The sequence below is a fragment of the Burkholderia sp. JKS000303 genome, from assembly GCF_002563755.1.
GTDB lineage: Bacteria > Pseudomonadota > Gammaproteobacteria > Burkholderiales > Burkholderiaceae > Burkholderia > Burkholderia anthina_B.
Window position 1 is genome coordinate 1,076,996 of record NZ_PDBZ01000002.1, and the last position, 24,023, is coordinate 1,101,018.

Annotated in this window: 17 protein-coding genes; 1 reads left to right on the plus strand and 16 read right to left on the minus strand. The window is 66.1% G+C overall.

The window, feature by feature from the left end:
* Positions 1-27: 27 nt before the first annotated feature.
* On the minus strand, positions 28-798 hold the full coding sequence (gene deoR / locus BX604_RS26985) for a DNA-binding transcriptional repressor DeoR (RefSeq protein WP_098553829.1): 771 nt from the start codon (positions 796-798) through the stop codon (positions 28-30).
* A gap of 155 nt (positions 799-953) precedes the next feature.
* Between deoR and deoC the strand changes: the two genes are divergently transcribed.
* Positions 954-1,634 (plus strand): deoxyribose-phosphate aldolase, encoded by a 681-nt coding sequence (gene deoC / locus BX604_RS26990; protein ID WP_098553830.1) that lies wholly within the window; start codon positions 954-956, stop codon positions 1,632-1,634.
* Between the two features lie 21 nt (positions 1,635-1,655).
* Here deoC and BX604_RS26995 read toward each other — a convergent pair whose 3' ends face one another.
* The 15 genes from BX604_RS26995 to BX604_RS27065 form a co-directional block, all read right to left on the minus strand.
* Complete coding sequence (locus BX604_RS26995) at positions 1,656-3,230, minus strand: serine hydrolase (protein ID WP_098553831.1); 1,575 nt, start codon at positions 3,228-3,230, stop codon at positions 1,656-1,658.
* Positions 3,231-3,427: 197 nt separating this feature from the next.
* Positions 3,428-6,949 (minus strand): pyruvate carboxylase, encoded by a 3,522-nt coding sequence (locus BX604_RS27000; protein WP_098553832.1) that lies wholly within the window; start codon positions 6,947-6,949, stop codon positions 3,428-3,430.
* A gap of 434 nt (positions 6,950-7,383) precedes the next feature.
* Positions 7,384-7,677 carry a hypothetical protein gene (locus tag BX604_RS38655; RefSeq protein WP_143748130.1) on the minus strand — a complete coding sequence of 98 codons (294 nt, stop codon included), beginning with the start codon at positions 7,675-7,677 and terminating at the stop codon, positions 7,384-7,386.
* A 77-nt stretch (positions 7,678-7,754) separates the two neighbouring features.
* Positions 7,755-9,011, minus strand: a complete 1,257-nt coding sequence (locus BX604_RS27010) for an aromatic ring-hydroxylating oxygenase subunit alpha (RefSeq protein WP_098553834.1) — start codon at positions 9,009-9,011, stop codon at positions 7,755-7,757.
* A 176-nt stretch (positions 9,012-9,187) separates the two neighbouring features.
* On the minus strand, positions 9,188-10,114 hold the full coding sequence (locus BX604_RS27015) for a LysR substrate-binding domain-containing protein (protein ID WP_098553835.1): 927 nt from the start codon (positions 10,112-10,114) through the stop codon (positions 9,188-9,190).
* A gap of 129 nt (positions 10,115-10,243) precedes the next feature.
* Complete coding sequence (locus BX604_RS27020; RefSeq protein WP_098553836.1) at positions 10,244-11,389, minus strand: porin; 1,146 nt, start codon at positions 11,387-11,389, stop codon at positions 10,244-10,246.
* 184 nt (positions 11,390-11,573) lie between these two features.
* Positions 11,574-12,575 carry a LysR substrate-binding domain-containing protein gene (locus BX604_RS27025; RefSeq protein ID WP_098553837.1) on the minus strand — a complete coding sequence of 334 codons (1,002 nt, stop codon included), beginning with the start codon at positions 12,573-12,575 and terminating at the stop codon, positions 11,574-11,576.
* 453 nt (positions 12,576-13,028) lie between these two features.
* Entirely contained in the window at positions 13,029-14,522 is a 1,494-nt protein-coding gene (locus BX604_RS27030) for an aldehyde dehydrogenase (protein ID WP_098553838.1), read from the minus strand.
* Between the two features lie 16 nt (positions 14,523-14,538).
* Entirely contained in the window at positions 14,539-15,870 is a 1,332-nt protein-coding gene (locus tag BX604_RS27035; RefSeq protein ID WP_098553839.1) for an NAD(P)/FAD-dependent oxidoreductase, read from the minus strand.
* Positions 15,871-15,876: 6 nt separating this feature from the next.
* Positions 15,877-16,764, minus strand: coding sequence for a dihydrodipicolinate synthase family protein (locus BX604_RS27040; RefSeq protein WP_098553840.1), 888 nt, complete (start codon positions 16,762-16,764; stop codon positions 15,877-15,879).
* Between the two features lie 185 nt (positions 16,765-16,949).
* Entirely contained in the window at positions 16,950-18,245 is a 1,296-nt protein-coding gene (gene glyA, locus BX604_RS27045; RefSeq protein WP_098553841.1) for a serine hydroxymethyltransferase, read from the minus strand.
* Positions 18,246-18,348: 103 nt separating this feature from the next.
* The gene (locus BX604_RS27050; RefSeq protein WP_098553842.1) at positions 18,349-19,230 is read right to left on the minus strand and encodes a glycine betaine ABC transporter substrate-binding protein; all 882 of its coding nucleotides are present in this window, start codon (positions 19,228-19,230) and stop codon (positions 18,349-18,351) included.
* 153 nt (positions 19,231-19,383) lie between these two features.
* Positions 19,384-20,271 carry an ABC transporter permease gene (locus BX604_RS27055; protein WP_098553843.1) on the minus strand — a complete coding sequence of 296 codons (888 nt, stop codon included), beginning with the start codon at positions 20,269-20,271 and terminating at the stop codon, positions 19,384-19,386.
* Positions 20,268-21,557, minus strand: a complete 1,290-nt coding sequence (locus BX604_RS27060) for a quaternary amine ABC transporter ATP-binding protein (RefSeq protein ID WP_098553844.1) — start codon at positions 21,555-21,557, stop codon at positions 20,268-20,270. Before BX604_RS27060 ends, BX604_RS27055 begins: the two co-directional genes overlap by 4 nt.
* A 627-nt stretch (positions 21,558-22,184) precedes the next feature.
* Positions 22,185-23,567 (minus strand): MFS transporter, encoded by a 1,383-nt coding sequence (locus tag BX604_RS27065; RefSeq protein WP_096506076.1) that lies wholly within the window; start codon positions 23,565-23,567, stop codon positions 22,185-22,187.
* Positions 23,568-24,023: the final 456 nt, after the last annotated feature.

Sequence of the window (24,023 nt, forward strand, 5' to 3'; positions counted from 1 at the left end):
CATCAGGTAGCGGGCGGCCGCGTTGCGTCAGGTCACGAGCGCGATCCCGTGTTCGCGGATCGTCGTTTCGTACCGGCTGCTCAACTGCCCGTCGGAGATCACGTAGTTGAAGTCGGTAAGCTCCGCGAAGTACGCGGCGCGCACTTCGTCGAACTTCGTGTGATCGACGAGCAGGAAGCGGTTCTGCGCGCGCGCCATCACCTTCTTCTTCGCGTCGACTTCGTGGAAGTTGAAGCACGTGACGCCGCAGCGCTCGCTCACGCCGGCCGCCGAGATGAACGCCTTCGACACGCGCACCGTATCGAGGATGCCCGTCTCGGCCACCGACTCGAACACCATGTTCTTGCGGTGATACGCGCCGCCGCACAGGATCACGCTGCAATGCGGTTTCTGCTGCAGCTTCGCGAACACGTTCAGCGAATTGCAGACGGCGGTGAATTCGAGGTCGTCCGGAATGAAGTCGACGATGAACGGCGTGGTCGAGCCGCAGTCGACGAAGATCGTGTCGCCCGTCTTCACGAACTGCGCGGCGAGCTTGCCGATGCGGCGCTTCTCCTCGGTCTGCCGGTTGTTCTCGTCACTGATCAGGTATTCGCCGATGTCGCTGCGCTGCGCGGCGAAATGGCGCGTCACGTAGCCGCCGATCAGGCTCAGGCCGTGCGGGTTGTCCGCGAGATCGCGGCGGATCGTCATTTCCGACACGCCGAACAGCTCGGCCACTTCCTTCAGATGAATCGCATTCTGCCCTTGCAGCACGTTCATCAACGTCTTGATCCGTTCGCCCTTCTTCGTTTCCATGCCTGTATCCTGCCTGCCCGTCACACGCGTCGCCCGCGTCGCTCGCCGTGCCGGGCGCGCAGGCCCGGCCGGAATGTCGTATTTGTAACAAACCGATGTGAAAACATCAACTTTCCGTGTGCCTTTCCGGCACACGATCCGTGGAGTCCTGACACATGCCGCTTTCCAACGCCCAGCTCGCCCAAACCATCGATCACACGCTGCTCGCGCCCGACGCGAGCGACGCGCAGATCCGCGACCTCTGCCGCCAGGCGGCCGAGCATCGCTTTTACTCGGTCTGCGTGAATTCGGCGAACGTGCCGCTCGCCGCGCGCGAGCTGGCCGACACCGGCGTGCTCGTTTGCGCGGTGGTCGGTTTTCCGCTCGGCGCGGGGCTGTCCGCCGCGAAGGCGTTCGAGGCGTCGGCCGCGATCGCGGCCGGTGCGCGCGAGATCGACATGGTGATCAACCTCGGCGCGCTGAAGAGCGGCCGCGCCGACGACGTGCAGGCCGATATCGATGCCGTGCACCGCGCATGCGGCACGGTGCCGCTCAAGGTGATCCTCGAAACGGGGTTGCTGACCGACGACGAGAAGGTGCGCGTGTGCGAGATGTGCCGCGCGCTCGGCGTCGCGTTCGTGAAGACGTCGACCGGTTTCGGTCACGGCGGCGCGACGCTCGCGGACGTCGCGCTGATGCGCCGCACGGTCGGCCCGACGCTCGGCGTGAAGGCGTCCGGCGGCGTGCGCGATCGCGCGACCGCGCTCGCGATGCTCGAAGCCGGCGCGACCCGGCTCGGCACCAGCTCGGGCGTCGCGATCGTCACGGACAAGGACGGCAGCGATGCGGCGTACTGACCGCGTCGCGCGGCCTGGCCGTCAGCGCGTGAAGACGTTCAGGCCGCCGTCGTCGAACAGTTCGGCCGTCACCCGGGTCGGCGGCGTGCCGGCGAACGTGAGCGCGTATTTCGACCCCGGCGGCGCCATTTCGCCCAACGGGGTCTGCGCGAACGTGTCGCCATCCCAGTGCGCACACGTGAACTGCACGTTGCCCGCGCCGATCGTCAGCACCAGCGCGCCGTTCACGACGCTCACCGTCATCGGCCCGTAGTAGTCGTTGCCGTAGGTGCCGGCGTATGCGCTCAGCGCTTGCGGCGGCGTGGGCGGCACGGGCGCGGCGGCGTTCGCGAGCGAACCGGCCGGCGCGGTCAGCGGCGCCGTCTGCTGCTTCGCGAATGCGACCCAGTCGCGGCGCTGCGCGCCGTACTGAACCAGATCGATGAACGCGAAGCCGATCGCCTCCGGCACGCCGATCGGCCAGGTGTTGGCCAGCGCGACGATGCCGATGTCGAGCGACGGCACGATCAGGAAGAACGTGCTGGCACCGAGCAGGAAACCGCCGGAATGGCTGACCATCGGCCGCCCGCCGTCGGCGGTCGTGCCGACGTTGAAGCCGAAGCCGTAATACGCGGCGGCGCCATCGGCGCTCGCCGGCCGGGTCTGTATCTGCCGCGACAGCGCCGGCGTCAGCGCGGCGGCCGGCATCAGCGGCGTCGTGCCGGCGCGACCGTCGGCCAGCACCATCGCCATCCATTTCGCCAGATCGTTGACCGACGAGCTCACGCCGCCCGCCGGCGACTGCAGGTCGGCATCGCGCGGCGTCGCGACGGGCACGAACGCGCCGTTCACCGGCACGTGGCCGACTGCGTGGTTCGTGCTCGCCTGATAGTCCGCGTAGCGCGAGCTCGTGCGGGTCATGCCGAGCGGCGCGTAGATCGTCTGTTCCGACAGCGTTGCCCAGTCGATGCCGGCCGCATCGGCCACGGCGATGGCTGCGGCCGTGAGGCCGATGTTCGTATAGGCGTAATGCGAACGATAGCCGTCGAGCGGGATGTCGCGCAGCCGATTGAAGACCGTGGCCTGATCGAAGCCCAGCTCCTCCAGCTGATCGCCGACATGCTCGGGCAGGCCGGAACGGTGCGCGTACAGGTCGCCGATCGTCAGCGACTGCGTCACCGACGGATCGGACAGCGCGAACGACGGCATCAACTGCTGCATTCGCGTGTCCCAGCTCACGAGGCCCTTGCCGACCTGGGTCGCGACGACCGTCGCGCCGACCGACTTCGACACCGACGCGAGCTGGAAGATCGTGTCAGCATCGACCGGCTGGCCGGTCGCGGTACTGCACACGCCATAGCCCTTCGAGAACAGCGTGCTGCCGCGGTGCACGACGGCCACCGCGATGCCGGGCACGCCCGAACTGGCGGGCAGCGCACTGACGAACGGATCGAGCTGCGCGAGCGCCGCCGCGATCTGCGCATCGGACACCGGTGCGAGCGGATCCGCCGTCAGCGTGTCGCCGCCGCAACCGGGCAGCGCGCCCAGGCCGCTGAAGCCCAGTGCCGAACCGAAAGCCGTCTTGAGGAAGCGCCTGCGATCGAACGAGTCGGTCATGATGCAAACCCCGTGGCGTGGTGTGCGTTTATTCCGGTATCCGACGCGATCCGGGTCTCGCCCGCTCCCGATCGCCCGCACAATATGCCTGCTCCACGCGAATCCGACAACTCCGTTGCAACCCGCCTCCGTCAAACCCCGTGCGCGCTCAACCGTGCGCCGTACCGGTCAGTACGGACGACCGGTCGCGGCCACCCTCATTGCGCCGGGTCTTTCAACTCGATCAGCAGATCCTTCGCCGCCACCCGCTCGCCCGGCTTCACATGCACGGCCGCGATTTCGCAATCGCGCTCCGCCGCGATGTGCGTTTCCATCTTCATCGCCTCGAGCGCGATCAGCGTCGTGCCGGCCGCCACGCGCTGCCCCGGCTGCACCGCCACCGTCACCACCGAGCCCGGCATCGGCGCCGCGATGTGCAGCGGGTTGGCCGGATCGGCACGCTGCAGCCCATGCCGCTCCTTGCCCGCCTGCGCGACCGTCTTCTGCTCGACCAGCGCGGAACGCGACTGGCCGTTCAGCTCGAACTGCACCTTCACCATGCCGTCCTGCGCATCGGCGTGCTGCCCTTGCAGCGACACGAGCAGCGTCTTGCCCGGCTCGATGTCGATCGCCACTTCCTCCTGCGGCTGCAGCCCGTACAGGAACGCCGGCGTCGGCACGACCGACGTGTCGCTGTACGCGCGAACGTGCGCGTAGTAGTCGATCGTCTGCTTCGGGTACATCAGGTACGACGCCAGTTGCCGGTCGTCGAGCGGCTGCTCGCACGCGGCCTCGGCCTGCTGGCGCGCCGCGTCGAGATCGACCGGCGGAATCTGGTCGCCCGGGCGATACGGCGCCGGCGGCTCGCTCTTGAGCACCTTGCGCGACAGGTCCGCCGGGAAACCGTCCGGCGGGAAGCCCAGCTCGCCCTTGAACAGCGACACGACCGACTCGGGGAACGCGATGTCCTTGTCCGGGTTGCGCACGTCGTCCACCGCGAGATCGTTCGCGACCATCATCAGCGCCATGTCGCCGACCACCTTCGACGTCGGCGTGACCTTCACGATGTCGCCGAACAGCCGGTTCACGTCCGCGTACGCGCGCGACACCTCGGTCCAGCGATGATCGATGCCGAGCGAGCGCGCCTGCTCGCGCAGGTTCGTGTACTGGCCGCCCGGCATCTCGTGACGGTAGACGTCGGCCGTGCCCGCGCGGATCTCCGATTCGAACGGCGCGTAGTAGCGGCGCACGCCTTCCCAGTACATCGACGCTTCGTGCAGGCGATCCTGATCCAGCCCCGGATCGCGTTCGCTGCCGGCCAGCGCGGCCGCGATGCTCGACAGGTTCGGCTGCGACGTGAGGCCGCTCATCGCGTCGAGCGCCCCGTCCACCGCGTCGCAGCCCGCGCCGATCGCCGCGAGCACCGACGCCGCGGCAATCCCGCTCGTGTCGTGCGTATGGAAATGCACCGGCAGCCCGGTTTCTTCCTTGAGCGCCTTCACGAGCGTCGCGACCGCCTGCGGACGGCAGATGCCGGCCATGTCCTTGATGCCCAGCACGTGCACGCCGGCTTTCTGCAGCTCGCGGGCGATGCCGACGTAATACTTGAGGTCGTACTTCGCGCGCGACGTGTCGAACAGGTCGCCGGTGTAGCAGATCGCGCCTTCGCACAGCATCCCGCTCTCGCCCACCGCGTCGATCGCCACGCGCATGTTGCGCACCCAGTTCAGCGAATCGAACACGCGGAACACGTCGACGCCCGCATTCGCGGCCTGCTGCACGAAGAAGCGCACGACGTTGTCCGCGTAGTTCGTGTAGCCGACCGCGTTCGAGCCGCGCAGCAGCATCTGGAACAGGATGTTCGGCACGCGCTCGCGCAGCAGCGCAAGACGCTCCCACGGGTCTTCCTTCAGGAAGCGCAGCGCAACGTCGAAGGTCGCGCCGCCCCAGCATTCGAGCGAGAACAGTTGCGACAGCTCGCGCGCGTAGAACGGCGCGATCGGCAGCATGTCGGCCGTGCGCATGCGCGTCGCGAACAGCGACTGGTGCGCGTCGCGCATCGTCGTGTCGGTCAGCAGCACCTGCTTCTGGTCGAGCATCCACTGTGAGAATTTTTCCGGGCCGAGTTCGCGCAGGCGATCGCGCGTGCCGGCCGGAATCGCCACCGCCGTATCGACCTTCGGCAGCACCGGTTTCGACAGCGGCAGCGCCGGCAGCGTGCGGCCCTTCATCTCGGTGTTGCCGTTCACGTTCAGCTCGCCGAGATAGCGCAGCAGCTTCGTCGCGCGGTCGCCGCGCTTCGCGAATGCGAGCAGCTCCGGCGTCTTGTCGATGAAGCGCGTCGTCACGTCGCCGGTGATGAACGCAGGATGATTGATCACGTTCTCGAGGAACTGCAGGTTCGACGTGACGCCGCGAATCCGGAACTCGCGCAGCGCGCGATCCATCCGGTGAATCGATTCGGCCGCCGTCGGCGCCCAGGTCGTGACCTTCACGAGCAGCGAATCGTAGTACGGCGTGATCACCGCGCCTCCGTAGGCGGTGCCGGCGTCAAGGCGCACACCGAAGCCCGCCGCACTGCGATAGGCCGTGAGGCGCCCGTAGTCGGGCAGGAAGTCGTTCTCCGGATCCTCGGTCGTGATCCGGCATTGCAGCGCGTTGCCGTTCAGCGGAATCGCGGGCTGTTCCGGCACGCCGGCCGCGCGCGCGACGAGCGCTCCGGCGCCGTCCGTCGCGTCCTCGGCGAGGCCGATCCGGCCGCCTTCGGTGATGCGGATCTGTGCCTTCACGATGTCGATGCCGGTGATCATCTCCGTCACCGTGTGCTCGACCTGGATGCGCGGGTTCACCTCGATGAAGTAGAACTGGCCGGTGTCGGCGTCCATCAGGAATTCGACGGTGCCCGCATGCGTATAGCCGACCGCGCGCATCAGGCGCAGCGCCGATTCGCACAGCGCGTGACGGCCGTCGTGATCTAGGTACGGCGCCGGCGCGCGTTCGACCACCTTCTGGTTGCGCCGCTGCACCGTGCAGTCGCGCTCGTACAGATGCACGACCGTGCCGTGCAGGTCGCCGAGCACCTGCACCTCGACGTGGCGCGCATTGCGCACGAGCTTCTCGACGTACACCTCGTCGTTGCCGAACGCGGCCAGCGCCTCGCGGCGCGCGACGGGCAGCAGCGTCTCGAGGTCGCGTTCGTTCTCGAGCACGCGCATCCCGCGCCCGCCGCCGCCCCAGCTCGCCTTCAGCATCAGCGGATAGCCGACTTCCGCGGCCAGCGCCTTGCATGCGGCGAGATCGTCCGGCAGCGGCGCGGTCGCGGGCATCACGGGCACGCCGGCCGCGATCGCGGCGTTGCGCGCGGCCACCTTGTTGCCAAGCGTGCGCATCACGTCGGGCGACGGGCCGATCCAGCGGATGCCGGCGTCGATCACGGCTTGCGCGAAATCGGGGTTCTCGGACAGGAAGCCGTAACCGGGATGGATCGCGTCGACCTTTGCCTGGCGCGCGACCCGCAGGATGTCGTCGATGTCGAGATACGCGGCGAGCGGCTTCTTGCCTTCGCCGATCAGGTAGCTTTCGTCCGCCTTGAAGCGATGCAGCGCGAGGCGGTCTTCCTTCGAATACACCGCCACCGTACGCATGTTCAGTTCGGCGGCGGCACGCATCACGCGGATCGAGATTTCCGAGCGGTTCGCGATCAGGATGGACTGGATGGGAGTGGGCGTCACGGCAGCCATGGATAGTGAAGAGTTGAATTAAGCACGCCGACGCACCGTCCTCCGCCCGCTTGCTTCATTGGGCGGCGTGCGGATCGTCGCATCGGTCATTCGCGGTTGCATCGTCCCGGCTTTCGCCAGTCAACATGTTCGTCATATCGCCCGATGGCCGCTATAACCGTCGCGACGATGAATGGTATCCAGCCGACCAACAGGGAACGAAGGACCGGCTCGCCGGCCGGGCTCGCAACAGGATCAGTCGCGGTGGTCGAACAGCGGTGCGTGATCCATCCAGTCGTAGCCTGTCGTGCCTTTCGCCCACGCCCAGTTCGTATCGCGGCACCGTTCGCCGAACCATCCGGGTGTCATGGCGGATGGATTCGCGTCCGTCACGTGTTCCTGCACAACGCGACGCGCCTCGTTCCCATATACCGTGTTTCGTTTGCCGTAGCCAGTCATTGCATCACCTTACGATTGGAAAGCGGGTCGTCCCTCGAACTGCCGGGTGCGTTTCGTTCCGTGTGGAAAGACCGGTCAGACGAGAGGACATCGAGAATGTCGCTCCAGTCATGCAAAAAGCAGGCCACGTCGACGATCGGACGGATGGCGTTGATGGACGGTGACCGGACGCGCGATCCGGTCCTCCACTGGCTCAGGGATGAAATTGAGATTTCAATTCTGAAATCGGTGAATGTCGTCGCAAGGGGTTGCGATGGGGTGCGGTGCGGGTGCCGGAACGGCACGATCATGCGGGTTGAATCCGGAATCGCCTCGATCCCGGTCGTCGTCAACGCATTGACGCTTTCATTTCAGCCCACCCGCCGCGTCAAACCCCGTGCGCACTCAGCCGCGCCGCATACCAGCGCGAGAACTGATCGACATAGGCTTCCGTGAACGGCGAGAACACGCCCGGCGCATACGCCGGATCCTGCGTTCCCGCATGCGTGATCTCGACGAGGTGCTTGTCCTGCGTATTCGTCGCGACCCACACTTCGGTCAGATCCGACAGCGTGTAATCGACACCCTCGACCGCGTCCGCATGCACGAGCCATTTCGTGCGGACGAGCGTGCGGTCCGGCGCGAGCGGAATGATGTACGAAATCACCGCGTGATCGCTCATCACATGGGTCCACGAGTTGTGCGTCCACAGGTGCATATCGCCGAGATCGCGCCGCTGCAGATTGCCGAACAGCTTCGTGCTCGCCACCTTGGTGCTCATCGTCTGCGATTCGCCTTCGCCGGCGATCACGAGCTGCTGGGTCCGGAACTGCGTGACGGCGTCCTCGTCGAGCCATTCGACGGTCGAGCCGATGAAGCCTTCGTTCTCCCAGTTCGTCTGGCAGGCGGCATTGCGCGTCTTGTATTCGTCGAACGCCCGAAGCTGCTCTTCCGTCAGGTTTTCCGGGCAAAAGCCGAAATCCTCGGGCAGGAACGACGCGGTCAGCTCGGGATGGGTGCCCGCGCAGTGGTAGCACTCGCGGTTGTTCTCGATCACCAGCTTCCAGTTGCCGTTCTCGATGATCTCCTGCTCGAACGCGATCTTCGTGTTCCGCATGTCGTACGGTGCGAAGCGCGGCACCATCGTTTCCTCTAGCTTCGCGATGTCGGCCGGCGGAGTGTCGGCGAGGCACACGAAGATGTGCGTGCCGATGATGCGCGTGTGCACCGGAATCAGGCTGCGGCAGGTCGCGTCGAAGTCCTTGCCCATGTGCGTCGCGTGGCGCAGCGAGCCGTCGAGATCGTAGGTCCATTGATGATAAGGACACACGAGCATGCCGACCGTCGACTTCCCCGCCTCCTTCAGCCGCGCGCCGCGATGGCGGCACACGTTCCGGTAGGCGCGGACGTTTTCGTCGTCGTCGCGCACGATGAGGATCGACGACTTGCCGATATCGACGGTCGACACGTCGCCCGGCTCCGGCACGTCGGCGGTCACGCCGACCAGGATCCAGTGCTTCGAGAAAAAGACGTCGACATCCGTTTCGAACACGTCCTGACGGCCGAACAGTTGGCCGGGCATCCCGTGCCCCGGCTGGCGGCTGCGAATCAGGTCCCCATGCGTCTTGACATGCACTTCAGACATCGTCTTTCTCCAATCCTGTGTTGATGGAATCGCGCGGCTTCGGTCATCCCGCTGTGATTCCAGTATTGGATTGTCGAAAAAGAGCGTCAACGCGCTTTGTTTTCGCTCTGGCATTACCTGCGATTATGCGAAAAAGGAAGGTGCGCGGCGGCGCGATCGCCCGCCGCCCGGGCGCGTCAGCCCTGGGCGTCCGCCCGCAGCCATGCGACGAGGCCCTCGATCGCCGGCGTGATCGTCTTGCCGTGCGGCACCACGATGTAATAGGCGTCCGTCATCGGCAGCGACGCGACCGGCAACCGCACGAGTTCGCCCGCGTCGAGCAGGTCCTGGACGAGCCGCCCCCAGCCGAGCGCGACGCCGTGGCCATAGCGGGCGGCGTCGATCGCATCGGTGTACAGGCTGCACCGCAGCGCGTAGTTCAGCCGGTCGGGCCGGAAGCCGGCCGCATGGAACCATGCCTCCCAGCCCATCCAGCCCTCCGACGTCGAATCGGATTCCACGAGCGTGACGGCCGCGAGTTCCGCCAGCGATTCAGGCGTGCCGTGCCGCTGCAGCCACGCCGGCGAACAGACGGGAAAGACGGTTTCGTCGAACAGCCGGATCGCGGTGCCGTCGGCCCAACGGCCGTTCCCGTAGCGCACCGCGACATCGATTTCGTTGTGGCGAAGATCGGCGGTAAACATCAGCGTCGCGAGGCGCAGCTGCAGTTCGGGTTGCGCCGCCTTCAGCGCGGCGAGCCGCGGCAGCAGCCGGAAATGCGAGAACGCGGCGGTTGCCGCGACGACGAGTTCCTGCCGGATCGGGCCGCTCGTCAGGCGGTCGAACACGCCGGCGATCTTCTGCATCGACTCGGCCACCACGCGGTACAACGCGGCGCCTTCGTCCGTCAGCGCGATCGAGCGATGCAGCCGAAGGAACAGCCGCTGGCCGAGCATCTCCTCGAGGAACTTGACCTGCCGGCTCACCGCGGCCTGCGTGACGCCAAGCTCGTGCGCGGCAAGCGTGAAGCTGCCGAGGCGGGCGACCGCCTCGAATTCGACGAGCGCCGTCACGGACGGGATGAGCCGCCGATAGCCTTTGGGGGTTGCCGACGCAGGTTTCATCTGACGGACCAGTCGTTGGAGGTGATGCGGATTCTATCAAGCGGCACATCCGTCATCGACCGCCGGCCATGCGTCGTGCGGGGAGCGGCCGTCGCGCCGGCCGCTCCGGAGACCGGCGATCGACGGCGGTCAGAACTTGTGCCGCAGCGCGACGCGCGCAACGATCTGGTTGCTGCCGGACGACACGCCGTCCGCGCCCGGCACGTAGGCGACATCCAGCACGGTCCCGGTGCGATCGCCGCCGACGTGCTGATAGGCGCCCTGCACGTACACGTCGGTTCGCTTCGACAGGAAGTAGTCGGCCATCAGCCCCGCGCTCTGGTAGTTCGGGTGCTGCTTGCCGCCCGTCGCGTTGAAGTCGGCACGCGTATAGGCATACATCGCGCCGACGAAGAACGCGGGCGTGAACTGGTACTTGCCGTTGATTTCGACGTTCTGGAACCGCAGGCTCGACAACGTCCCCGCCGACGGCGTGATCGCGCCGACGTACCCCGAGCTGAGCGGATTCGCGATGTACGTGTTCGTGTACGAGACGCCGACGTTGGCCTTGCCGAACGTATAGCTCGCGCCCGCGCCGAAGATGCGCAGCCGGTCGGCGAGGAAGTTCTCGTCGCCCGCGTTGGTGATCGCGCCGGCGGCGGTCGACGACGGATGGTCGGCCTGCAGGTACGCGGCGGCGAGCAGCAGGTCGCCGATGACGTACTGGACGCCTGCGCTGAACTGGCGGTTGTTCGCGAAGCCGGTCCCGTTGCTGAAGCTGTACGTGCCGCCGAACTGCAGGCCCGCGATCGTCGGGCTCGTGTACTTGACCGTGTTGTTCACGCGGAACGAGTTGTCCGTGTTGTCGTTGTCGTACGGATGCGAGAACAGGTAACCGCCCCAGCTGCCGTTCGCGGTCGTCTGCGCAAGATAGTCGACGACCGAGTCGTACTGACGGCCCAGCGTCACGGTGCCGAACCGGTCCGACGCAATGCCGACGTACGCCTGGCGGCCGAACATCAGCCCGCCCTGGCCGAGGCGGCCGCTGTTGACGTCGAAGCCGTTCTCCAGCTGGAACACGGCCTTCGTGCCGGCGCCCAGGTCCTCGGCGCCCTTCAGGCCCCAGCGGCTCCCCTGGACGAAGCCGCTCTGGAGTTCATAGACTTTCTTGCCCGATACGTTGTTCGTATAGTTGAACCCTTCGTCGATCAAGCCGTAGAGCGTCACGGTACTTTGTGCGATCGCCGGTGCGGCGATGGCGGACAGGATCGTGCAAGCGAGAATTTTCCGTTTCATTCAGGTCTCCGAACCTAATGTTGCGATGATTGTTATCCAACCTGGCAAATCACTGCTGAAGCAGTTCGGAGCGTATCAATCCAAATTGCGCCCGCCAGAAACATTTCCTGCGGCTTATCCGATACTTTTGGTTATGCAGGCGTCGGCGAGCCGGGCGGGCGACGGCCGGCGTCGGTGTCGCGCGCTATTGGCCGATCTCGACGCCGGCATCGAGCCAGCCGCGCATCATCACGCCGACCTCGTCGCTCAGCCACTGCCGGAACAGCCGGTACTCCGGGCGCGGCTGCGCATTGCGGTGCGTGATCAGGTAGTGATGGCGATCGCGAAACACCAGTACGTCCTGTACCGGCCGCACGAGCAGGCCTTTCTCGATCTGCCGGTGCACGAGGTGATGCCAGCCGAGCAGCGTCCCCTCGCCGCTCTCGGCCTGCGCGACCAGCAGCCGGTAGTCGTTGCTTTCCAGATACTTGTTCTCGGTCATCGTATCGGTGCCGTCGCTCTGCTGGAACCAGTTGCGCCACACGCGCCAGTCGACGTGCTCGCACACCTGCGCGCGGCCGAGCATCGACAGGTTCAACGTCGGGCACGACAGCAGGTCCAGCGGCTTCAGCGACCGGCCATGGAAATGGCGTTCGTGAAACGACGGACTGCACACGGGATAGACGATGTCATGGAACAGCGGCTCGGCCTCGAACTCGGGCTCGCGCGGCGGGTTCTTCGTGATGATCACGTCGGGCTCGATGAGCCCGTCCAGCTCCATGAAATGCTCGGTCACGATCACGTGCAGCCGGATGTCCGGAAACTGCTCGCGAAACGCGGGCAGCCGCGACGACAGCCACAGCGCCGAGAACGTATGCGACACGCAGACCATCAGCGCATGCTTGTCGGTCCGGCGCACGGCCTCCGCCGCCTCGGCGATGTTCATGATCGACAGGTACGACGCGTTGTAGAGAATGCGCCCCGCATCCGTCAGCGCGATATGCCGGCCGGTACGCTCGAACAGCGCGACGTCCAGCGAATCCTCGAGCTCCTTGATCTGCCGGCTGATCGCCGCCTGCGTCACGCACAGCACCTCGGCCGCCTGAGTGAAGCTCTCGTATCGCGCCGCCGTCACGAAACATCGCAGCGCCCGCAACGACGGCATCTGCGCGAGGAGTCGGTCTGCAAACAGTTGCTTCTTCAACATGGCTTTCACTCTCAAAACGGAAATCGGACGCGCCGTCGACGAACCCGTCGACGACAGTCCCGCCGGGTGGCCGCGGGCTGTCTCATCGCAAACCTTTCAATTATCTGAATAGTGCAGCTTGCGCGTCAGCCGGGCGGCTGGCAAGGGCGGCTCAGCCGCCGCGACGGCGTCATGATGACGCCATTCTCGATCGTTTGTGCACCGCGTCGCTATTATCGGAAGCGATGACGGGGACTGCAAGGCGAACCGCGAATCGGCACGTCCGTGGCCGCGCGGCTGCGCAGCATCGCGCGTTTGCGCAACGCACCAAACGACACGCCTCGTGGTGCCGTCATGGCGTCGTGCAGCGTGGCGTCGCGATCGAGCCGCAGCGTGCACGGGCGTCCGAAGCCGCGCCGCGCATGCCGCCAACCGGGCCGCGCGGGCCCGGCGTGCTGCGCCTCGCGCGCGCATTCAGTCGAGCTTCAGCCAGGTGGTCTTCAACTCGCAATACTGATCGTGCGCGTAGACGGACTTGTCGCGCCCGCCGAAGCCCGACTGCTTGAAGCCGCCGAACGGCGTCGACAGGTCGCCTTCGCCAAAGCAGTTCACCGTGACCGTGCCCGCGCGAATGCGCGCGGCCACCTTGTGCGCGCTGTTCACGTTGTCGGTCCACACCGACGCGGCAAGCCCGTAGCACGTGTCGTTGGCGATCCGCACGGCATCGTCGACGTCGTCGTACTCGATGAAGCACACCACCGGCCCGAACACCTCGTCGCGCGCGATGCTCATCTCCGGCGTCACCTGGTCGAAGATCGTCGGTTCGACGAACCAGCCGCCGGTCTCGGTCAGGATCGCGCGCCCGCCGCACGCCACGCGTGCGCCTTCGGCCTTCGCCTTCTCGATGTGGCCGAGCACCTTCTCGTAGTGCTTCTGCTCGATCAGCGCGCCGAGCTTCACGTCCGGGTCGAGCGGATCGCCGGTCTTCCAGCCGGCGAGCACCGCCTGCATCTTCTCCAGCAGTTCCGCCTTGCGGCTCGCCGGCACGAGGATCCGCGAGCCGGCGCTGCAGTTCTCGCCCATGTTCCAGAACGCGGCCGCGACGGCCTGTTCGGCCACCGCGTCGAGATTCGCGACGTCCGGCAGGATCACCTGCGGATTCTTGCCGCCGCACTCGAGCACGACGCGCTTGAGGTTCGTGTCGGCCGAGTAGTGCAGGAAACGCTTGCCGGTGGCGGTCGAGCCGGTGAACGCGACGAGATCGACGTCGGGATGACGGCCGATCGCTTCGCCGGCCTCGCCGCCGAAGCCCGTGACGACGCTGAACACGCCCGGCGGCACGCCGGCCTCGGCCGCGAGATCGGCAATGCGCAGCGTCGACAGCGACGTCTGCTCCGCCGGCTTCACGACCACGCTGTTGCCGACCGACAGCGCCGGACCGATCTTCCACGCGAGCATCAGCGCCGGGAAATTCCACGGCAGCACCGCGCCGACGACGCCGATCGGCTCGCGGGTGATCATGCTGACGACGCCCGCGCCGGACGGCGACAACGCGTCGTAACGCTTGTCGGTCACCTCCGCGTGCCAGCGAATGCACGCGGCCGACTCGGGGATGTCGAGCCCGAGGCATTCGCCGATCGGCTTGCCGGCTTCCAGCGCCTCGAGCAGCGCGAGTTCGTCCGTATGTTCGTCGATCAGTTGCGCGAGCCGGAGCAGCACCGCCTTGCGGTGCGCGGGCGCGGCCTTCGACCACACGCCGGAGTCGAACGCGTCGCGGGCGGCCGCGACCGCCTGATCGACGTCGCGCGCGTTGCAGCGCGCGACGTCGGCGAGCACCTTGCCGGACGCCGGGTTGAGCGTGCCGAACGTCTCGCCCGACGCTGCCGCGCTGCGTTTGCCCGCGATGAAGGCGCGACCGTCGAGCGACAGCGCTTGCGCCTGTTGAATCCAGTCCTGATGGGTCGTCATGTCGTTTCCTCAAAAATCAAAGTTCGGCGCCGGCCGAGAATTCCTTGGCCCAGATCGTCGCCGACACGGCCAGGTCGACGAGCGGCCGGACCGGCAGCGGGCGGGGATGCGGCTGCTTCAACAACTGCTGCACGAGATCGTTCGATTCGCCGAGCGCGTATTCGGCGATCAACTTGCCGGACGCCGACCCGCGGCTCAGGCCGAGGCCGTTGCATCCGAGCGCTTCGTAAAGGCCGTCGTCGCGCTTGCCGAACAGCGCGCCGTTGTTCGCGGACAGGCACAGCGGCCCGCCCCACGTGTATTCGAGCTCGACGCCGCCGAGCATCGGGAAGCGGCGCGCGAACGAGCGCTGATGCAGGCTGCGCGACTTCACCAGATCGGCCTGCGACACCTTCACGTCCGGCCGGAACGCGAAATGGTTGCGCACGCAAATACGGTTGGTAATGAGGCGCCGCACCGTGGTGCCCATCGGGTCGGCCGGGATCACCGACCACGAGCGCGTGCCGCCGAGTTTCGCCACTTCGTCCGGATTCATCGGACGCGTGAGCGAAGCGAACGTATAGACCGGCAGCAAGCCGTTCGAATGCCGGCCGAAGGTCGCCGCATAAGCGTTGGTGCACAGGATCACCTGCTTCGCGACGATCTTGCCGCCCGCGAAATGCAGCACCCGCGTGTCGCCGTGCTGTTCGATCGACGTGACCGCGCTGAGCTCGAACACCGTCACGTTGTCCGGCTGCGTCGCCGCCAGGCCGCGCATCAGCGCGGCCGGCTGCACCGTGCTGCAGCCCGGCGTAAACAGCGCGCCCGTGTAGAAACCGGTTCCGGTCACGGCCTGGATCGCCGGCTGGTCGAGCCATTCGCACGCTTCGCCGATGCGCGCCAGCCCGTCGGCGAAATGCGCGAGCGCCGCCGCGCCTTTCTTGTTGACCGATGCGTGGAATTTGCCGTCGTCGCGCCAGTCGCAATCGATGCCGAAGCGCCGCACGATCGAGCGGACATAGTCGATGCCGTGCCGCTGGAAGCGGACATCGGCGCGATCTTCGTCGATGCTGCGCGAATAGCTTTCGCTGCTGATGTCGTGCGGCAGGTCGACGAAGAATCCGGAATTGCGCCCGGCCGTCGTGCGTCCGATCCGGTCGGCCTCCACCAGCGCGATGCTCGCGTGGGGCGCCAGCTCCGCGAGCCGGCGCGCCGCGCACAGCCCGGTGATGCCGCCGCCGATCACGACCCAGTCGAACCGGGTCTCGGACGCGACGGTGCGGGCATCCTGCGCAGGCGGCAGGCTCTCCCACCAGCCGTTCATGCCGTCCGGCGCCGGAAACCGCGCGAATTCCAGATTCGAGCCCATGATGGGTTACCGGCCGTCGCGGATCAGCGGTTTCACGAGCGTCGCGAACGCGTCGCGCTCGTCGCCCGACAGCGCGCCGAGCGGCGCACGCGCGACGCCGACCGGCAGCCCGGCCAGCTCGCAGCCGTAGCGCACGTACTGAATGAACTTGCCGCTGCGCTCGAGCAGTTCGAGCACCGGCAGCAGTTGCGCCATCAGCGTGCGCCCGGTCGCGAAATCGCCGCGCGTCACGCAGGCGTCGAACAGCTCCGTGTGTGCTTCCGGCAGGAAGTTCGACGCGCCGCCGACCCAGCTGCGCGCGCCCCATGCGAAGAATTCGAGCGCCTGGTCATCCATCCCGCAGCTGAGCACCAGCCGCCCGCTGAAATGCGTCGACAGATGATGCAGATGCGCGATGTCGCCGGTGCTTTCCTTCATCGCGACGAAGTTCTTGCGCTCGAGCAGCTTCTCGAGAATCGCATCGCCAATCCCGGTGCCGGTGCGGGCCGGAAAGTTGTACAGCATGATCGGCATGTCGAGCGCATCGTCGACCGCGAACAGATGCGCGAGCAATTCCTGCTGCGTCGGCTGCGCGTAGTACGGCGCCGCGACCAGCAACGCATTCAGTCCCGCGCGCTTCGCTTCCCGGCCCAGACGCAGCACTTCCTTCGTCGTGGTCGCGTTGATGCCCGCGGTCAGGAACGTCTTGCCGCCGGCCGCGGCCGCGACCGTGTCGAACGTGCGCACGCGCTCGTCGAAGCTCAGTGCGTAGTATTCACCCGTCGTCCCGCCGATCCCCAGACCCGACACGCGGCCAGCGAGATCGGCAGCATGCCTGCCCAGCAATGCGTGGTCGATTTCGCCGTCCGCGTCGAACGGGGTGACCAGCGGTGTGTGTACGCCCTCGAAGCTCATTTCAATTCCTCATCTGAGTGGATGGGCCAGGCCGTCGCTGCAGCGGACGCATCGTTGAAGCGTCGCAGCACACACGGAACCGGCCATTCGACAAACGTCGTCGGCACGCCGCCGCGTTCGGGCAGCCGGGCCGATCGATTCGATACGTCACCGGGACGCGAGCCCCGGTCTGCCCGCTTCCGGGATCAGGCGAACGCCTCCGCATGCGCGTAAATGGGGAACTGGTTGCACAGATCGCGCACGCGGGTCCGGACCGCACGCTCGACCACTTCGTCGCCGCCCGGATCGCGCGTGAGCGCCGACAACACGTCGAGGATCATTTCGCCGATCTGCTCGAACTGCGCGGGACCGAAGCCGCGCGTGGTGCCGGCCGGCGTGCCGAGCCGGATGCCGGACGTGACGGTCGGGTTCTCCGTATCGAACGGAATCCCGTTCTTGTTGCAGGTGATGCCTGCGCGCTCCAGCGCCTTCTCGGCCTGCGTGCCGGTAATGCCCCGGGCGCGCAGGTCGACCAGCAGCAGGTGGTTGTCGGTGCCGCCCGTGACGAGCGTCAGCCCGCCGTCGGTCAGCACGCGGGCGAGCGCCTGCGCGTTGCGCAGCACCAGATCGATATAGCTCGTGAACTCCGGGCGCAGCGCTTCGGCGAAGGCGACCGCCTTGCCCGCGACGACATGCATCAGCGGGCCACCCTGCAACCCCGGAAATACCGCCGAATTGACCTGCTTCGCGACGTCGGCGTGCTTCGTCAGGATGAAGCCGCCGCGCGGGCCGCGCAGCGTCTTGTGCGTGGTGGACGTCACCACGTCGGCGAACGGCACCGGGTTCTGATGCCGGCCGGCTGCGACGATGCCCGCGATGTGCGCCATGTCGACCATCAGCTTCGCGTCGACGCTGTCCGCGATCTCGCGGAACGCGGCGAAGTCGAGCGCCCGCGGATAGGCCGAGTAGCCCGCGATGATCAGCTTCGGACGATGCCGCTCGGCGAGCCGGCGCACGTCGTCGTAGTCGATGCGCAGCGTGTCCGGGCTCACGCCGTACTGCACCGCGTTGAACCATTTTCCCGACAGCGCCGGCCGCGCGCCGTGCGTGAGATGGCCGCCCGCATCGAGCGACATGCCCATCACCGTGTCGCCCGGCCTGACCAGCGCGAGCATCACCGCCCCGTTGGCCTGCGCGCCCGAATGCGGCTGCACGTTCGCATAGCCGGCGTCGAACAGCGCGCATGCGCGGTCGATCGCGAGCGCCTCGATCCGGTCGACGTGGTCGCAACCGCCGTAGTACCGCCGGGACGGATAGCCTTCCGCATACTTGTTCGTCAGGACGGTGCCCTGCGCCTCCAGCACCGCCGCCGACGCGATGTTCTCGGACGCGATCAGCTCGATCTGGGTTTGCTGGCGCCGCAGCTCCAGCGCGATCTCCGATGCGATCACCGGATCCCGACTCTGAAGCGTTTCGGAAAAAAAGCGGGCGTTCTCGTTCACTTGGTCACTCCGCGACGGGAATCATGACGTGCTGCGTGTCCTGCACACTGGCCGGCCGGCGAATTCGTCGCGCCCCGGCGATCGACACCGGGGCGCGCGGGATTTACTGCTGCAACCAGGCCTTCAGCTTCTCCGGATGCGCATCGACGAATTTCTTCGCGGCCGTCGCATAGTCGTTCGTGCTGTTGCCTTCGAACTCGATCGCTTCGACGTCGGCCAGCGTCAGCTTCAGGTGCTTGAAGAACACGTCGGCGCGCGGGAACTTGCCGGCGAACTTCTTCGATGCGAACGCATGGATCTGCTCTTCACCGCCCAGCGTGCCCTTCGGATCCTTCAGGTAGCGCATCTGCCACTTCTGGAACAGCCAGTGCGGGCTCCAGACCGTCGCGACGACCCACTGCTTCGACTGGTACGCACGCGACACGCTCGCCAGCATCCCGGCCTCGCTCGATGCCTGCAGGTTGTAGCCGTCCAGGTTGTAGGCCTTGATGGTCTTTTCGGACGCCTGCATCAGGCCGCCGCCCGGCTCGATGCCCTGGATCGTGGCGTTCAGCTTGCTCTTGACTTCCGGCTTGTTCAGGTCGGCGATCGACGACAGCTCCGATTCCGGAACGTAGGTCGGCACGGCCCAGCCGTTCTTGCCGCCGGTGTAGATGATGCCGACGTCATCGAGGTCGTTCTTGTACTTCGCGTAGTACGTGGCATGCGTGACCGGCAGCCAGCCGCCGACCATGATGTCGAGATCGCCGCGCGCAACGCCCTGGTACTGGATGCCGATCGCCGCCTGCACGAAGTCCACCGGCTGCTTGAGCTGCGTTTCCAGCACGTACTTCGCGACGTTGGCCACCGCCAGCACGTCCGCCCAGTTGGTCACCGCGATCTTGATCGGCTCGGCCGCCGACGCCGCTCCCACACCTGCGCTGCAGGCAACCACCGTCGATACCGCAAGTTTCGCCAGAAGCGACTTGAACGTATGGGTTTTCATCTAGTACTCCTTTTTAATCACGCGGGTCTTTCAAGGATGAGGAACGCCTCCGAACGGCGTTTCTGGTCTCCACGCACTGCTACATCGGTTCCGCCGCGGCACCGTGGTCGCGGCGCGTCATCGTCCTTCAGCTGCTTGCAACTACCGTGACCATCAGGTGCGCGCCGCGCCACGCGGGCCGGCCTTGCCGGCACGCGCCATCGGCTTCTTCACCTTCTTCTTCGCCTGCACGCCGAAGCTCTCCGTCAGGCGATCGAGCACGATCGCGAGCAGCACGACACCCAGCCCGCCTTCGAAGCCGATCCCGATGTCCAGACGCTGGATGCCGCTCAGCACGTATTCGCCGAGGCCGCCCGCGCCGATCATCGACGCGACCACCACCATCGACAGCGCCATCATGATCGTCTGGTTCACGCCGGCCATGATCGACGGCAGCGCGTTCGGCAACTGGATCTTCCACAGCAGCTGCCAGTCGGTGCTGCCGAACGAACGGCCGGCTTCGATCAGTTCCTCGCGCACCTGGCGGATGCCGAGCGTCGTCAGTCGCACCACCGGCGGCATGGCGAACACGATCGTCGCGATCACCGCCGGCACGCGTCCGAGCCCGAACAGGATCACGGCCGGGATCAGGTACACGAACGCGGGCATCGTCTGCATGAAGTCGAGCAGCGAGCGCAGGATCATGCCGATCCGGTTGTTGCGCGCGCCCCAGATGCCGAGCGGCACACCGATCACCAGGCTGAAGAACGTCGCCGCGATGACGAGCGCGAGCGTCGATACCGTCTGCGTCCACAAGCCCATGTAGTGGATCAGGAGCAGCGCGAAGCCGACGAAGATCGAAAACACGATGCCGCGGCGCCACAGCGCGAGGCCGACCAGGAGCACGACCATCGCGACGAACGGCACGGCGCCGAGCCCGTCCTCGAGCAGCTTCACGACCGCGCCGAGCCCGGCCGAGAACGTGTCGAAACCGCCACGAAAGTGCAGAAACAGGAAATTGACGAAGTCTTCCGCGAACTTCCCGATCACCGACGAATTCATGCTGCCCTCCGTTGCATCATCTGCTTGAGTATCGTCCGGCAGGACACGACGCCTGCCAGTTGCCCGACCGCGTCCGTCACCGGCACGTCGTGCTGCTGGGTCAGCGCGATCGATGCGAGTCGATGCAGATCCGTATCGATCGACACCGCGTTGAAGTCGTTCAGGAATGCCTCGCGAATCGGCCGCGCGCCGGACCGGTGCAGCGTGGCGGGCGTGACGCAGCCCAGGTAATGACCAGCCTCGTCGCACACGTAGCCGCATTCGGCGCCGCTGTCGATCAGCTGGTTCAGGTAACGATCGGACGGCGTGCCCGAATCGCAGCGCAGCAGCCCGCGCTCGACCTGCGTCATCATGCTGGAGGCCTTCAGGAAGCGCGACACGTCGACGTTGCGGAAGAAGTCCTGCACGTAGTCGTCCGCCGGCGTCTGGATCAGTTCGGCCGGCGTGCCGACCTGGATCAGGCAGCCGTCCTTCATGATGCCGATGCGGCCGCCGATCTTCACCGCTTCCTCGATGTCGTGGGAGATGAACACGATCGTGCGCTGTTCCTCCTTCTGCAGGCGCAGCAGCTCGTTCTGCATTTCGAAGCGGATCAGCGGATCGAGCGCGGAGAACGCCTCGTCCATCAACAGCACCGACGGATTCACCGCCAGTGCGCGCGCCAGGCCCACGCGCTGTTGCATGCCGCCGGACAACTCGCTCGGCAGCAGCTTTTCGTACGAGCCGAGGCCGACCCGCTCCAGCGCGGCACGCGCGACTTCGTAGCGCTGCGCCTTCTTGATGCCCGCGACTTCCAGCCCGTACGCGATGTTGTCGATCACGGTCCGGTTAGGCAGCAGTGCGAACGACTGGAACACCATCGCCATCTTCTGGCGTCGCACGTCGCGCAGTTCCGGCGTCGACATCGGTGCGATGTCGCGGCCTTCGAGCACGACCTGCCCCGACGTCGGCTCGATCAGCCGGTTGAGCAGGCGCACGAGCGTCGACTTGCCGGAGCCCGACAGCCCCATGATCACGAAGATCTCGCCGGCCCTCACGCTCAGGCTCACGTCGTTGACCGCCACCATGTTGCCGGTTTCGGCGAAAATCTCGTTGCGGCCGACACCGCTCTTCAGCATCTCGATCGCACGCTCGGGCTTCGGACCGAAAATCTTCGACAGGTGCTTGACGGTCAGGATGTCGTTTCCGGTCGCGATGCTCGACCGGGCGATCGACGGCGCACCGTCGGTGTGGATTGCCCCGGGGGGAAGTACGTCGCCCGGTGCAAACGTCAGATTTGGGGCCATTCTGTCATCCCGACTGGATGGTGAAGGAAACCGCGAACTTCGTACGAACCGCCATCGCTTGCCCGCTTGCTGCGCGGGCTCGATGCCGCTCCTGCTTGGTTGACGGCGCTGATGCAGTGATTGCAGCGTATCAATCCAATTACATCGGTCCCGATACATTTTCTGTGCGCTTTTCCATACCTTTGGTAATGCATCGAATCCGGGCAAAAAGGCGTGCTTGCCCCGAAACCGTGCGAATGGCGTGAAAGCCAATGGCGGCGGGGCTGTGCGGGATTTCGCTGGAATCGCGGCAATGGGGTGCACGCGGTGCGCAAGACGGTGCGCTAGGGGAAAATCCCGACGAGGGGACTTAAGGGAAACTACGGAGAAAACGGTCGAATGAAGGCAAAAACGTCCGTCGAACCGGGTCGGGTATGCAGGATCGGCGATCGACGGCGATCGCCACCGCGCCGCCATCGCCGCGACGAACAACACGCAATCCGCACGCGCGACGTCGTCACGAACGTCGATAACGCGCGATGGCATCGCGACTGCTGAAAAAAACACCGTGCGGCAGCGCATTCGCTACTGCCGTACGGCGTTCTGGTTCAAACCGGGTGAGAACCGGCCGAACGATTCATCGCATCGTCAATCGTCCGCAAGCGGCCGCTTCGATGTTTCACTGCTCGCGAGCATCGCGACCAGCGCGACACCCGCCGCCCCGACCAGATACCATGCCGGCGCCAGCTTGTTCCCGGTCGCGCCGATCAGCCACGTCGCGACCAACGGCGCCGTCCCGCCGAACAGCGCATTCGCCGTATTGAAGCAGAACGCAAAACCGGTGTAACGCACCCGTGTCGGGAAAATCTCCGACAGGAAGCAGGGCAACGTCCCGTCGTTCATCGTCAGCAGCGCACCGAACGCGATCTGGATCATCACGATCGTCGCGAAGCTCGCGCCGGCCAGCCCCTTGAACAGCGGCACCGTCAGCGCCGCGAACAGCACCGACGCGCCGATCAGCATCGTCTTGCGCCCGACCCGATCCGACAGCGCACCCATCAGGAAGATCAGCCCGATATACGCCGCCAGCGAAATCGTCGCCGCGATGAACGACTCGGTCTCGCCGACACCCATCTCGGTAGACAGGTAGGTCGGCATGTAGCTCAGCACGAGATAGAACGCCACGGCGTTCAGACAGGTCACGCCGAACGCGATCAGCATCCTGCCGCGATGCCGCGTCAGCAATTCGGTGGCCGGCGCCTGCGCGACATGGTGCGCGCTTTCGAGCGCCTTGAACTTCGGCGTGTCCTCGAGTCGAATACGGATGTAGCGTCCGACCAGGCCGAACGGCGCAGCCAGCAGGAATGGCAGACGCCAGCCGAAATCGTGCAGTTGCTGCGACGTCAGCACCGCGTGCATCGCCGCGACGAAGATCGACCCGAATAACAGGCCGGCCGCGGTGCTGGCCGGCACGATACTGGTGTAGAACCCGCGCTTGCCTTCCGGCGCATATTCGGCAAGGAACGCCGACGCCCCCGCATACTCGCCCGACGCCGAGAAACCCTGCACGACCCGCACCAGCAGCAGCAAGACCGGCGCGACCATCCCGACCTGCGCATAAGTCGGCAGGAACGCGATCAGGAACGTCGAGCCCGACATGATCAGGATCGACAGCGACAGCGCGGTCCGGCGTCCGACCCTGTCGCCGAAGTGCCCCCACACCACGCCGCCCAGCGGCCGGATCACGAACGAGATCGCGAACACGCCATACGCGGCCAGCAGCCCCGTCATCGCGTCGCTCTTCGGGAAGAACACGACCGCGATGACGGTCGCGAGATACCCGTACGATGCGTAATCGAACCATTCGACGAAATTGCCGATGAAGCTCGCACTTGCCGCCCGCCGGAGCAGCCGCGTATCGACCTCCGCGCGCGCGGGCGCGCCGCCGCTCGAATGAGCGGTGCCGCCCTGGCTCGGCAACCATGCGCCGGCATCGGCCGACCGGCCCGACATTACCTTTCTGGTACTCATGCTCAGTCTCCAAACTGAATAGTACGTTGCGGTGTCATGGCCGCCATCCGTGATTCGATCGATCGTGCGGTGAGTGCACTGCGCAGTGCCGAATCGCGGCCGTTCAAACGCATGGTAGGAGTTGGAGCCCCAGGAAGATTTTCCTTTTCGACAATAAACTCCCTGGATTCGACATCGAGGGTTAACACCGTCGGGCATCGGGCGGCACGCCGCGTCGACGGCGATCGCGTGTCGAAAATCCGAAGTCGTGAGGAAGGCCGGCATCGCGCTGCGCGAACGCGGAAGCGCGTGATTGTCACGTGGGAGAGGATGCCAGTCGAAGACGGTCGACGGAGAGGGGCAGGAAACGCGCGTGCCCGGCCACTTGACGGCCGGTCAGGCAAACGGAAGGGGGATGCAAGATCGCGCAGCCGGAACGCCGGAACGCGATCACTCGCGAAGACAGGCGGCCGCATG

What these genes read in the sequence shown, in the direction of transcription:
- deoR (WP_098553829.1), bottom strand. Translation starts at nt 798, where the DNA reads ATGGAAACGAAGAAGGGCGAACGGATCAAGACGTTGATGAACGTGCTG.
- deoC (WP_098553830.1), top strand. Translation starts at nt 954, where the DNA reads ATGCCGCTTTCCAACGCCCAGCTCGCCCAAACCATCGATCACACGCTG.
- BX604_RS26995 (WP_098553831.1), bottom strand. Translation starts at nt 3,230, where the DNA reads ATGACCGACTCGTTCGATCGCAGGCGCTTCCTCAAGACGGCTTTCGGT.
- BX604_RS27000 (WP_098553832.1), bottom strand. Translation starts at nt 6,949, where the DNA reads ATGGCTGCCGTGACGCCCACTCCCATCCAGTCCATCCTGATCGCGAAC.
- BX604_RS38655 (WP_143748130.1), bottom strand. Translation starts at nt 7,677, where the DNA reads ATGATCGTGCCGTTCCGGCACCCGCACCGCACCCCATCGCAACCCCTT.
- BX604_RS27010 (WP_098553834.1), bottom strand. Translation starts at nt 9,011, where the DNA reads ATGTCTGAAGTGCATGTCAAGACGCATGGGGACCTGATTCGCAGCCGC.
- BX604_RS27015 (WP_098553835.1), bottom strand. Translation starts at nt 10,114, where the DNA reads ATGAAACCTGCGTCGGCAACCCCCAAAGGCTATCGGCGGCTCATCCCG.
- BX604_RS27020 (WP_098553836.1), bottom strand. Translation starts at nt 11,389, where the DNA reads ATGAAACGGAAAATTCTCGCTTGCACGATCCTGTCCGCCATCGCCGCA.
- BX604_RS27025 (WP_098553837.1), bottom strand. Translation starts at nt 12,575, where the DNA reads ATGTTGAAGAAGCAACTGTTTGCAGACCGACTCCTCGCGCAGATGCCG.
- BX604_RS27030 (WP_098553838.1), bottom strand. Translation starts at nt 14,522, where the DNA reads ATGACGACCCATCAGGACTGGATTCAACAGGCGCAAGCGCTGTCGCTC.
- BX604_RS27035 (WP_098553839.1), bottom strand. Translation starts at nt 15,870, where the DNA reads ATGGGCTCGAATCTGGAATTCGCGCGGTTTCCGGCGCCGGACGGCATG.
- BX604_RS27040 (WP_098553840.1), bottom strand. Translation starts at nt 16,764, where the DNA reads ATGAGCTTCGAGGGCGTACACACACCGCTGGTCACCCCGTTCGACGCG.
- BX604_RS27050 (WP_098553842.1), bottom strand. Translation starts at nt 19,230, where the DNA reads ATGAAAACCCATACGTTCAAGTCGCTTCTGGCGAAACTTGCGGTATCG.
- BX604_RS27055 (WP_098553843.1), bottom strand. Translation starts at nt 20,271, where the DNA reads ATGAATTCGTCGGTGATCGGGAAGTTCGCGGAAGACTTCGTCAATTTC.
- BX604_RS27060 (WP_098553844.1), bottom strand. Translation starts at nt 21,557, where the DNA reads ATGGCCCCAAATCTGACGTTTGCACCGGGCGACGTACTTCCCCCCGGG.
- BX604_RS27065 (WP_096506076.1), bottom strand. Translation starts at nt 23,567, where the DNA reads ATGAGTACCAGAAAGGTAATGTCGGGCCGGTCGGCCGATGCCGGCGCA.